Here is an 11,574-nt window from a genome sequence, read left to right as displayed (position 1 = left end):
TTAAATAAAAAGGAGCTAACCACGTAGCTCCTCTAATATTTCTTTACATCGCAGCTCCACTTGTCTGCTTACCGGATCAAATAAATCGTTGTCGTAATAAGGATCTGTAACTTCATCATCTGCAAGAAACAGCTTTACTTTATCCCGATGTTCTTGCGTTTCTGCCAATTGCAGTACATCGCTTAAGTTGTTTCTATCCATCACTAAGATGTGATTATACTCGTCGAAGAAACTTGCATTGAAATGCCTTGCTCTTTGTGCACCAATATCATAACCTAAATTACGGGCAGCTAAAACGCTTCTTCTATCTGGCGGATTACCAACATGCCAATTTCCCGTGCCCGCACTGTGCACCTGCCAACCTAAATTTTCTTGGTCGGCCAAATGTTGCAACATGCCATGCGCTAGCGGCGAACGACAAATATTACCTAAGCAAACCATGAGGATTTTCATTCGCAGATTAAGGATAAAGGATTAAAGAGCAAAGACTAGTCGTCAAACCCGAGCAATTAAACAATTTATCAATTCAAACAATTAACGGATTACTTATAAATCTCGTTCAATATTTTTGCTAAACGCACACCGCCTTTTAACAACTGGCTATTTAATGTTTCAATCCAATCGAAGTTGTAGTTGTAGCTTAATTTATCATCGCTTTTAATGCCCGTTGCATAGATTTTGTTGCATATTTCGTACGACTCGAAAACACAATCTTTCAAGCTGGCTTTGTTCCACTCGGTTAATTGTTGCGGTGTAGCAAAGTTAATGGCTTTAGTATATTCCGTATAGCTTAATTGTTGGAAATCGATTAACTGCTCGTCCCAAACTCTGTGCAAGTTAGATTTTGAACCAAACCACATTACAGAAATTCTGTTGCCGCCTAAATCTTCTTTCCTGGCCGTGTGCATTGGCTGGTGCATATCACCAATTAGGTGAACCAATAAACGCATTGCGAAAACTTTCTTGTCTGCTGGTGTTTTTGGATCTTTTAGCAAAGCAATCATTTCGTTGGATTTGCTGTAGATGTTTGCTTCCTTAAAACCATCCAAGAAATTGCTCAAACCTCCTTTATCTAAACCTTCTGGCAAGTTTACATAGTGCCAATTGTTCAAATATCTGTAGCTCGTATCCGATTTAATAAAATCTGCCCAGTTAGCGCTCATGGCCAAAGTTTCATTTCCTAAAATCTGTTTGATAGATTTGCGAGCATTTGGTGTTAAATAGCTATCAGCAATTTCGCCTACAATGCGGTGGCCTAAAACGCCCCAAGCGTTAGCCGCAATTGGTGCATAAATAAAGGCACAAGCCAAGATTAATTTTTTTAAGTTTTTCATTCTGTTTAAATATTGTTTTTCATTTGTGCATCGCCATGAAGTAAAACGCTTAAAGAGCCTTCTGTACGCAAGGTATTTTTTCTTTTAAATTAAGTGTAACGTCAGTTTGGTCGCTTAAATTCTCCAATTGTAACTGTTCTGCACTCCACGACTTCAATTTAAAGTTACTGATAAAATGTCCATTTCTATAGCAACCCGAAACCTTTTGTCGGTAATTTGCTTTGGTAAAATCGCCCACCAATATCAGTGTATCGTTTCTTACTTGATAAGTTCCTTTCGCATACTCTTTCCAAACTCCGTTATTAAAGCACTCTTCATTATAGTAATTCACTTTAGAATGAGTAACGTAGTCTACGTAAAAAGAATCGCAGCTAAATTTAAAATGGTGCTGGGTGTACGACTTTAATTTTTCTTTGTTTGGGATGCTATCTTGCATCCAAACACCTTGCAAAAAAGTTTCTCCTTTACCTTGTACGTTAGGTAAGCGACTACAGCTTAATGCAAATAATAGACACAGAAAAATGAATAAAGCTCCAAAATTGAACACCTTTTTTGGTTGGATATTCCTGTATGATTTTACCTCCTTAATAAACTGCATTATGATAATATATTACTATCGGGAAAGCCATTTTGATTTGTTCTTTTACTTTTTATCGCGTCTATTATCAACATAAAAAAGCCTACAACGAAGCAAATTCCTCCAAAAAAACTAACAACACCAATTGCCATATATATTTTTTGAACTTCTAGAGAAGAATAACTTCCAGAACGCATTAAGTATGGGACTACAACTACGCTAATTACAGAAACCATTAAACCAACAAGAGAACCAATAAATAAAAGTATGGAGTCTGCTTTTACTTTTTTAGAAATGTAGATACAAGTTGCTATAAACATACCAAGCGGTGTAATTATCAACGTTAAGCTATAAAATACTGTTTTTAATAATTCACTCATTTTAACGCTTCATATTTCTCTAGCAGTTATTTACTAAACCCGATTGTAGTGGTAATACTTTTTGTTCGACACTGTTTGTTAATTTGCTTACGCTTCGACAGGCTCAGCATGACAAAGTTAATTGGCAGAACAAACAAAAAGATTGTAACGAAAAGCGGGACTGACGAACATCGAAGCCACCAGCCCTGCTTTTCAAAAAACCTTATTTTAAGCTGCCCACCATTTCTTCTGGTTTAACCCAAGCGGTAAATTGCTCGTCGGTTAGCAAACCAGTTTCAATAGCAGCTTCTCTTAATGTTTTATTCTCTTTATGTGCTTTTTTAGCAATTTTAGCAGCATTTTCGTAACCAATGTGAGGGTTCAAAGCAGTAACCAACATCAATGAGTTTTCCATGTGTTGCTGAATTACCGGACGGTTTGGCTCAATTCCCTCAGCACATTTATCGTTGAAAGACACACAAGCATCGCCAATTAAACGACCGCTTTGCAACACGTTGGCCGCAATTACAGGTTTAAAAACGTTCAGCTCGAAATGACCGTTACTTGCACCAATACTTACCGCAACATCGTTACCCATTACCTGTGCGCAAACCATTGTCAATGCTTCTGGCTGCGTAGGGTTCACTTTACCCGGCATAATCGACGAACCTGGCTCGTTATCAGGAATGATGATTTCGCCAATACCACAACGAGGGCCAGAACTTAACATACGGATATCGTTAGCGATTTTCATTAGCGAAACAGACACTCTTTTGTAAGCACCCGAAAGCTCAACCATAGCATCGTGAGCAGCCAAAGCTTCAAATTTATTTGGAGCAGTTACGAAAGGCAAGCCAGTTAAATCAGCGATTTTCTGAGCTACCAAAACATCGTAACCTGCAGGCGTATTTAAGCCCGTACCTACAGCAGTTCCGCCAAGCGCTAATTCTTTAATCATCTCCAACGCATTGTTGATAGCTCTTAAACCATTGTCAATTTGCTGTACATAACCAGAAAATTCTTGTTTCACAGTCAAAGGCGTAGCATCCATAAAGTGCGTACGACCAGTTTTTACGATATCGCCCCAACCTTCAGCTTTGCTAGCTAAAGTGTTTCTCAATTTCTGTAAACCTGGGATTGTAACCTCAACAGCTTGTTTGTAAGCCGCAATGTGCATTGCAGTTGGGTAAGTATCGTTAGATGATTGCGATTTATTCACATCATCATTTGGGTGTAACGATTTTTTATCATCTGAAAGCGCGCCACCGCCAATTACGTGACCGCGGTTAGCAATTACCTCGTTACCGTTCATGTTACTTTGCGTACCCGAACCAGTTTGCCAAATCACCAACGGAAATTGGTCGTCTAATTGTCCAGCAATTACTTCGTCGCAAGCTTTAGCAATTAAGTCGGTTTTATCTTTAGAAAGTACGCCTAATTCGTTATTTGCCAATGCTGCAGCCTTTTTTAAGTAGCCAAAAGCATGGATAATTTCTTTAGGCATCGACGCCTCTGGTCCAATTTTGAAATTGTTTCTAGAGCGTTCAGTTTGCGCTCCCCAATATTTGTCGGCAGGTACTTGTACCTCACCCATGGTATCGTGTTCTATTCTAAAACTCATGGTATTTGAAAATTATTTTTGCCCCAAATTTAACCTTTTTGCCTCGTAAAGGAAATATATTTAGAAACGTTACATAAACATTAGAAAAACATTGCAAGTGGTGCTTTGGAAAGGGTAGCCCCGCTGTTCGTTTTAATCTTTTTTGTGTTCCGCCATCACTGCCTTGTGTCATGTTGAGTTTATCGAAGCATAAGCAAATTAACTTACAATCCTTCGCTGCGCTTAGGATGACACCATCAAAAAAGTATTATCACTTTCATCGGGTTTAATTGACACCAATATGTGCTACTATGAGCTTTGACAAACCTTTATCCCGTTCGCTAGAGGTTTGTCAAAGCTTGCTCCCCATAAGCGAAAACCTTTGCGTTCTTTGCGATTTATTTGCGGTCATTTTTTCAACGCAAAGGTTAAAAAGATACGCGAAGGTCGCAAAGACTTGGTAAAACAGGCTTTGCAACAGCTTTAGGCGGTTTACTATTATTTTAATGACCTTTTGTAATTCGAGATACTTGTTGAAGCATAAAAAATCCTCTTCGAAAACAGCTAAATAGCATTTGTCGCTTTTTTTACAATCAACATTCATTAGCTTAGTCCGTAACTAAAAAAGATGAAAATAAGCCGTCCAACACTTATCAGAATAATACTTTGGCTATCGCTAATAGTATTTATGATAATTAATTTAAAGATGTCACATCAGGAGATATGGCAAACTGCAATCATGCAGATTATCATACCGTTCGCTTTCTTAATTGGCATAGGTTATTTATCATACAAAATTATTAGAAGCATTTTCCAGTCCATAAGCAATAGAACAAACAACACGGATAACGAGTTAATAAATGACGAAAATTTCCGCTTCTCTCCTTCTCGAATAGTTCTTTCGTTAAATAATGAAACAAGATATATTGAATATGAGGAAATAGTCAGATGCGAAGCTGATAACAATTATACCATTTTTCATCTGTCAAATAATGAAAAGGTACTCGTTTCTAAACCATTAAAAGGCTATTCAGATTTATTAACTCCGAAGGGTTTCTTGAGAACCCACCAAAGTCATTTGGTAAACCCAAAGTTTGTGAAGAGTTGGCTTAAAGAAGATGGTGGCGTGTTGCTTTTAACTTCAGGAGAGAAAATTCCTATTTCGAAACCTAACAAAGAAGTGGTGAAGCTGGCTTTGCAACAGCTTTAGGCGGTTTGTTATGTTGTGGTAGGCACTGGTTTTTCGGTTTTAAACCCGATTGTAGTGGAAACCCTTTTGTAGGTGTCATCCTGAACCGCCAGTCGGCGGAGAAGGATTGCAGGTTAATTTGCTTATGCTTCGACAAGCTCAGCATGACAAGCGTGAACAGCACTACCAACAAAAAGGTTTTAACGAAAAGCGGGACTAGCCGTTAAAAATTCCCACCATCACTGCTTTTCAAAAAAGAGCAATTTGTGTTTCCCCAAAACAATGTTTAAAACTCTTTTGCCGTTATCTTTTTAAGATTACGTAATTTTCCAGCTTTTATAACCACGTTGCACACACCAATGAAATTTAGAATACTACTAACCGCTATAACCCTATCCATATTTTCGTTAAACGCTTGCACCAGCAAGGAAGAAAAAGAAAAAAAAGTTGCCGAAGACAAGAAAGTTAGAAAGCCCGAGGACGATAACGCGGACAGCCTTTTATTAGTTTACGACAAGAAAAGAGAGGACAAGTGGATTGCTGATTTTGTTAATAATTTGCACAAAAAGTACAACTTTAACGGAAACGTGTTGGTAGCAAAAAAAGGTAAAATCATTTACCAAGGTGCAAAAGGTTGGGCAGATTACCTGCATCGCGATAGCTTAAAAATTAAATCGGAGTTTGAATTAGCATCTATTACCAAAACTTTTACCGGCACGGCAATTATGCAATTGGTAGAAACTGGCAAGCTAAACTTGAACGATAATGTTAAAAAATTCTTCCCTAATTTCCCTTACGATAGCATTACGGTTAAGCTTTTACTGCCACACCGCAGCGGCATGATGAACTACGTTTACTTCATCGACGATATTTGGCGTAAAGAGAAGAAAAACATGAAAAAAGGGGTTTCTAACCAAGAGGTAATGCAGGTAATTGCCGAGAAGAAACCCAATCCGTATACGAAACCCGATAGGGTTTTTCATTACAATAACTCTAACTATATGGTGTTGGCCGCCATTGTAGAAAAGGTTACCGGAATGCGCTATTCGCAATATATGATGGAACATGTTTTTAAACCTGCCGGAATGAAAAACACCCATGTTTATTCTAAAGCGGAGTATGAAAAAATTCCAGTAGATGTGGTTGGTCACGACCGCAACAGCTTTAGATATTCGGTAGTTCAAAATTTCTTAGATGGTCCGGTTGGCGATAAAGGAATTTACAGTACCATCCATGACTTGGTGTTGTTCGACAAATATTTGCGCAATGAAAGATTGCTTAAAAATTCGAGCTTAGACTCTGCCTACGTAGGTAGAAACAAACCTTTAAAAGGTCACTTTAACTATGGCTACGGCTGGCGCTTGTTCGAAGATAAAGGCAAGGCTAGAGTTGCTTATCATACGGGTTGGTGGCATGGTTTCCGCCATATTTATGTGCGAGATTTAGAGAAAGATATTGTTGTGATTTTTCTGGGTAACGTAACCAACGGCAGCTTGATGCAGTTAGATGAGTTATACAAATATTTGAAGATGCCGATTATCCGTAAAGGTGCATACACTGGTGCAGGTGCTGCTCCGGGTACTGATGAGGATTAAAGACTTTTATATATAGATTTAGAAGCGCAGATTTTGTGCTTCTATTTTACGTTGTTCCCGCCATCCGTTTAATCTTTTTGTGTCCTGTTTCCGTAATTCCGAACGGAGATAGAGGTCTAGAAGTTAATTGCTTCTATGAAACAGATTTCTCCTCGTTCCTCGTCGAAATGACACTACAAAAAGGATATCACTTCTGTCGGGGCTATTAACAAAATGCTGTGCAAGTTACTTCGTGTTCCTCGCAAAAATTCTAAAATAGAAGTACGAAGCTTCGTCTCCTTTGCGGAAACTTCCAAAATCTTTGCGGTAATTAAATAGTACTTATGAACCAAAAGGAGACAAATGTCAAAACGAATATGACCAATGAAATCATTATAGAGAAAATATAATTTTTCCCTAACTCTCTTTTCTTCATCAAAAAACTCGCCACAGCTAACATTATTAAAATCAATACGTTGACTGAAAGAAAAATAACAGCAAAATACATATAGCCAATCCCTTTGGCTTCATTTGTACCATAAGCCAAAATATTTAGGATTATCACTATTACCAACACGATACCCGCATTAATTGGTATAACTATATTTTTGGCTTCTTTCATCGTATCTAAATTATATAAAATCCTTCAATTAGCACTTTATAAAAAACATTTTGCTAAATTTGTTAGTAAATGAAAAGAGCAGGAGTTGCCGATTTACCTTTACATTATGGAGCCGTTCCGCCGTGGTTAGCAGAACGGATGGCTAAATTGGGTTTGGCAATTACCGAACAAATTTTAGCCAATAAAGGCAAGGATGATTTTCTGAGCAGAATGAGTAGTCCGTTTTGGTTCCAAAGCTTGGGAGCTGTAATGGGCATGGATTGGCATTCTTCGGGAATTACCACTTCTGTAATGGGCGCTTTGAAAAAAGCCATCAATCCAAATGCAGCTACTTTTGGTTTGTATGTTTGCGGCGGCAAGGGGAAACTCTCCAGAGAAACTCCAAAGGAACTTACAAAATTTGCCCAGCTCAACGGACTAGACGGCGATAACTTGGTACGCAGCAGCAAGCTCTCTGCAAAAGTAGATAATACTGCCATTCAGGATGGCTTTCAGCTTTACCAACATAGTTTTATTGTCAGTACCGAAGGCAATTGGACGGTAGTGCAACAGGGCATGAGCGACGCCAGCTCTACCGCTCGTAGGTACCACTGGCATTCGGCAAATGTGCAGTCTTTCACAGATGCACCACACACTTTCATTTACGGACAGAACCAAGGTAAAATCTTAAATCTTACTGATAAAAAAGCACAGCCGATAAAGACATCGATGTTGGAAATGATAGCGGAACCGCCGCAGAAAATGTTGGCAGAAATTAGCAAATTGGTGATGCCCAAACATCACGATGTGAGAGCAAAAGATGTGGATTTAAAAAGACTGGGCTCAATCCTTTGGCTGGCGCAAAACAATAATATTTCTAATTTCGACGAGTTACTACTTTTAGAAGGATTAGGGCCACGAACGTTGCAATCTTTAGCGCTAGTGAGCGAAGTAATTTACGGTGCACCATCTCGCTTTAAAGACCCAGCTAGGTTTTCGTTTGCGAACGGCGGTAAAGATGGACATCCATTTCCAGTTCCTGTGGATGTTTACGATGAAACGATAAAGACCTTGAACGATGCTATCCAAAAATCGAAAATTGGAAATAGCGATAAAGCACAGGCGATACAATCGCTTTCGCAAATTGCCGCTCGGGTAGAAAAAGATTTTATCCCGAATGGAAACTTTGACGAACTGATAGCTGAAGAAAGAGCTAGCTCATGGAAGTATGGTGGCAGAACGGTTTTTGGAAAAGCACAGAAACCGAGTAATCAGTTGGATTTGTTTAATTCATGACCGTCGGTTTAAACCGACGGCTAAGAAATCTTATCAAAACTAATACCCACATTTTTCTTCGAAAGGAAACCCTTTAACAAACTATTTTCTGGGTTTTCTACGTGAGGGTCTTTGTCCAACAGCTCTATTACAGTATTCCTCGCCTCTTGCAATATTACTTGGTCTTTAACTAAATCCGCTACTTTCAATTCTATCGTACCACTTTGCATAGTTCCAGTAATATCTCCAGGGCCACGCAGCTCCAAATCAATTTCAGAAATTTCGAAACCATTGTTGGTGCGCACCATTGTTTCCAATCGTTTTTTAGAAGTAGGATTTAACTTATCCTTTGACATTAAAATACAAAAAGATTGCTCTGCCCCACGCCCAACCCTACCACGTAATTGGTGCAACTGAGAAAGCCCAAATCGCTCTGCGTTTTCTATAACCATTACCGAGGCATTTGGCACATTTACACCAACTTCAATTACCGTAGTAGCCACCATAATTTGAGTTTTACCATCAATAAAACGTTGCATTTCGTAAGCTTTATCAGCATTGCTGAGTTTGCCATGTACAATACTAATCTGATATTGAGGCCTATGAAATTGATAACTCAGCTGCTCAATACCAGCTTCCAAATGCAGCAAATCTAGTTTTTCACTTTCTTTAATTAAGGGATAAACAATGTAAACTTGTCGTCCTTTGGCAATCTCCTCCTTCATCATGCCAAACATGCGCATCCGTCTACCTTCCACAAAGTGAAGCGTTTCAATCGGCTTTCTTCCGGCAGGCAATTCATCTATAATAGAAACATCCAAATCGCCGTATAAAGTCATCGCTAAAGTTCTTGGAATTGGTGTGGCAGTCATTACCAAAATATGTGGCGGAACAACATTCTTTCTCCATAGTTTAGCTCGCTGCTCTACCCCAAAACGATGTTGTTCATCTATTACTACCAGGCCTAAATTCTTGAACTGAACCTTGTCTTCAATTAGCGCATGGGTACCCACCAAAATATCAATTTCACCACTTTCCAATTGCTGGTGCAAAATGGTGCGTTGTTTCTTCGTAGAACTTCCTGTCAAAATCCCCACATTCACCAACTCACCTTTCAGCATACTAACCAGCGACTCGTAGTGCTGACGAGCCAAAATTTCCGTTGGGGCCATCATACAAGCTTGGCAACCATTATCGTTCGCTAACAGCATACTCATTAGCGCCACTACAGTTTTCCCGCTACCAACATCGCCTTGTACCAAGCGGTTCATTTGGGCGCCGCGTTGCGTATCAATCCTAATTTCTTTAACCACTCGCTTTTGTGCATTGGTTAAATCAAAAGGGATAATTTCGTTATAAAATTTATTTACTCGCTCACCCACGTTGCTAAAAACAGCGCCTTTAAATTTCAAGCTCCGCAGATGTTTATTGTGAAGTAATTGCAGCTGAATAAAGAAAAGCTCTTCAAACTTTAACCTGCGTTCTGCCTGTTGCAATGCATTTGTATTTGCAGGAAAATGGATGTTAATGATTGCCTCTTTTTTACCAATCAGCTTATACTTTTCTAGGATATATTTTGGCAAGGTTTCTCTCACTTCGTTCACATGAAGTTCAAGAATTTGATAAATCAGCTTCTGAATTCCCTTACTATCTAAAAAGCTTTTTTTAAGTTTTTCGGTAGAATTGTAAATTGGCTGTAAAGTCAAATTGCCTGTTACTCCACCAGAAGTTTGTCTTGGATATGGTTCTAAATCTGGATGGGAAATACTAAAGCTGCCGTTAAAGAAATTAGGTTTGCCAAAGGCGATGTAGGTATTGCCTCGATAAATATTCTCCTCCACCCACTTTAAACTTTGGAACCAAACCAGCTCCATCGTTCCTGTCTCATCTCCAAATCTTGTTACAATTCTTCTTTTTTGTTTCTCCCCAATGGTTTCCTTGGTCATGATTTTTCCAATCACCTGCACCAAAGGCATCTCTGGATTTAGCTCATTAATCTTATAGAAACGAGTTCTATCTATATATCTAAAAGGATAATGATGCAAAAGTTGTTCGTAGGTAAAAACACCCAGCTCTTTCTGTAGCAACTCGGCTCGTTTAGGCCCAACGCCCTTCAAATAAACAAGAGGTGTTTCTAAATTGGATGCGAACAAAACGTACTATTTTCTTTTAAAAGTAAGCATATCTTTAATCATGTTCCAATTAAATAGAAAAACAGCAAACAGCAATATCAAATAAGCCATTAACTGATGCGGGTCTATTTTCTCATTGAAATAAATAATAGCTACCGTAAAAGCGATGATAGGATTGATATAAATAATGATGCCCAAGGTAGACGATGGGATGCCCACCAAGGCGAATAAACTTAAAAATAAAGGAATAACCGTAAACAGTACCGCAATTAAAGTAATGTTCAGCCAAAAGCCAGTTTCCATAGGTAAGCCTGTATGCTGATAGATGAAGAAAGGCAACATCAACAATACTGCAATAGAAATTTGTATCGCTAACACATTCAGCTTATCTAAGTTCTGCATCTTACGCTGGATGATTAAGTAAAATGCATATAGCGCTGCAATAACCACCGACCATGTTACCTCTACCAGTGAACCAGTGGCTAACATTAGAATACTAACCGTAGCTAATACTAACGCGATAATTTGAATTCTGTAAAGATGTTCTTTCAGTATAACAAAACCACCAAAAGCCGTAATCAACGGGCAAACCATATAAGCAAAAGCTCCCGATTTGATACTGACATTATTGATAGCATAAATGAAAGTGTACCAATTGAGCACCAATAGTATGGTGGCGCCAATAACCTGACTTAATACTATTCTTTTTTCACGAGCCGTAATTTGTTTAAAGTAGCCGATATCTTTTTTAAGCTCTTTCCTTCTAAATAAAAATATCGCCAACCATATTACCACTAACGAAGTAAAAATGCGGTAATATAAAATCTGCTCCGAAGGATAAGCTTTGAGGTTTCTTAAAGGGATGGCAAAGAAACCCCAAATAATGGCAGATAAAACTCCAGAAAATAAATATTTTGATTTACTCGCGACCAA

Annotated in this window: 11 protein-coding genes; 3 read left to right on the top strand and 8 right to left on the bottom strand. The window is 38.6% G+C overall.

Going from position 1 to position 11,574, the window contains the following annotated elements; translation table 11 throughout:
* Positions 1-15: 15 nt before the first annotated feature.
* The 5 genes from AC23ME_RS02605 to fumC all read right to left on the bottom strand — a co-directional run bounded on the left by AC23ME_RS02605 (position 16) and on the right by fumC (position 3,891).
* Positions 16-453: a low molecular weight protein-tyrosine-phosphatase gene (locus AC23ME_RS02605; RefSeq protein ID WP_487726187.1), complete on the bottom strand. Its 438-nt coding sequence runs from the start codon at positions 451-453 to the stop codon at positions 16-18.
* Between the two features lie 89 nt (positions 454-542).
* A complete protein-coding gene (locus AC23ME_RS02600; protein ID WP_487726186.1) occupies positions 543-1,334 on the bottom strand; it encodes a S1/P1 nuclease in 792 nt (263 codons plus the stop codon).
* Between the two features lie 49 nt (positions 1,335-1,383).
* Positions 1,384-1,932: a fumarate hydratase gene (locus AC23ME_RS02595; protein WP_487726185.1), complete on the bottom strand. Its 549-nt coding sequence runs from the start codon at positions 1,930-1,932 to the stop codon at positions 1,384-1,386.
* Positions 1,932-2,291 (bottom strand): hypothetical protein, encoded by a 360-nt coding sequence (locus tag AC23ME_RS02590; protein WP_487726184.1) that lies wholly within the window; start codon positions 2,289-2,291, stop codon positions 1,932-1,934. Before AC23ME_RS02590 ends, AC23ME_RS02595 begins: the two co-directional genes overlap by 1 nt.
* A 202-nt stretch (positions 2,292-2,493) precedes the next feature.
* The gene (gene fumC, locus AC23ME_RS02585; protein ID WP_487726183.1) at positions 2,494-3,891 is read right to left on the bottom strand and encodes a class II fumarate hydratase; all 1,398 of its coding nucleotides are present in this window, start codon (positions 3,889-3,891) and stop codon (positions 2,494-2,496) included.
* Between the two features lie 667 nt (positions 3,892-4,558).
* Between fumC and AC23ME_RS02580 the strand changes: the two genes are divergently transcribed.
* On the top strand, positions 4,559-5,080 hold the full coding sequence (locus tag AC23ME_RS02580; RefSeq protein ID WP_487726182.1) for a LytR/AlgR family response regulator transcription factor: 522 nt from the start codon (positions 4,559-4,561) through the stop codon (positions 5,078-5,080).
* Positions 5,081-5,418: 338 nt separating this feature from the next.
* Entirely contained in the window at positions 5,419-6,654 is a 1,236-nt protein-coding gene (locus AC23ME_RS02575) for a serine hydrolase domain-containing protein (RefSeq protein ID WP_487726181.1), read from the top strand.
* Positions 6,655-6,964: 310 nt separating this feature from the next.
* On the opposite strand, the gene AC23ME_RS02570 is transcribed toward AC23ME_RS02575, so the two are convergent.
* A complete protein-coding gene (locus tag AC23ME_RS02570; RefSeq protein WP_487726180.1) occupies positions 6,965-7,255 on the bottom strand; it encodes a hypothetical protein in 291 nt (96 codons plus the stop codon).
* A gap of 69 nt (positions 7,256-7,324) precedes the next feature.
* Between AC23ME_RS02570 and AC23ME_RS02565 the strand changes: the two genes are divergently transcribed.
* Positions 7,325-8,530, top strand: coding sequence for a DUF763 domain-containing protein (locus tag AC23ME_RS02565; RefSeq protein WP_487726179.1), 1,206 nt, complete (start codon positions 7,325-7,327; stop codon positions 8,528-8,530).
* Between the two features lie 20 nt (positions 8,531-8,550).
* On the opposite strand, the gene recG is transcribed toward AC23ME_RS02565, so the two are convergent.
* Both recG and AC23ME_RS02555 read right to left on the bottom strand, forming a co-directional pair.
* A complete protein-coding gene (gene recG, locus AC23ME_RS02560) occupies positions 8,551-10,662 on the bottom strand; it encodes an ATP-dependent DNA helicase RecG (protein WP_487726178.1) in 2,112 nt (703 codons plus the stop codon).
* Between the two features lie 6 nt (positions 10,663-10,668).
* The gene (locus tag AC23ME_RS02555) at positions 10,669-11,574 is read right to left on the bottom strand and encodes an EamA family transporter (protein ID WP_487726177.1); all 906 of its coding nucleotides are present in this window, start codon (positions 11,572-11,574) and stop codon (positions 10,669-10,671) included.

Source organism: Pedobacter sp. T50_32 (assembly GCF_057652195.1).
Note: the sequence above shows the minus strand (reverse complement) of the source record. Positions and strands in the feature narration are given on the sequence as shown.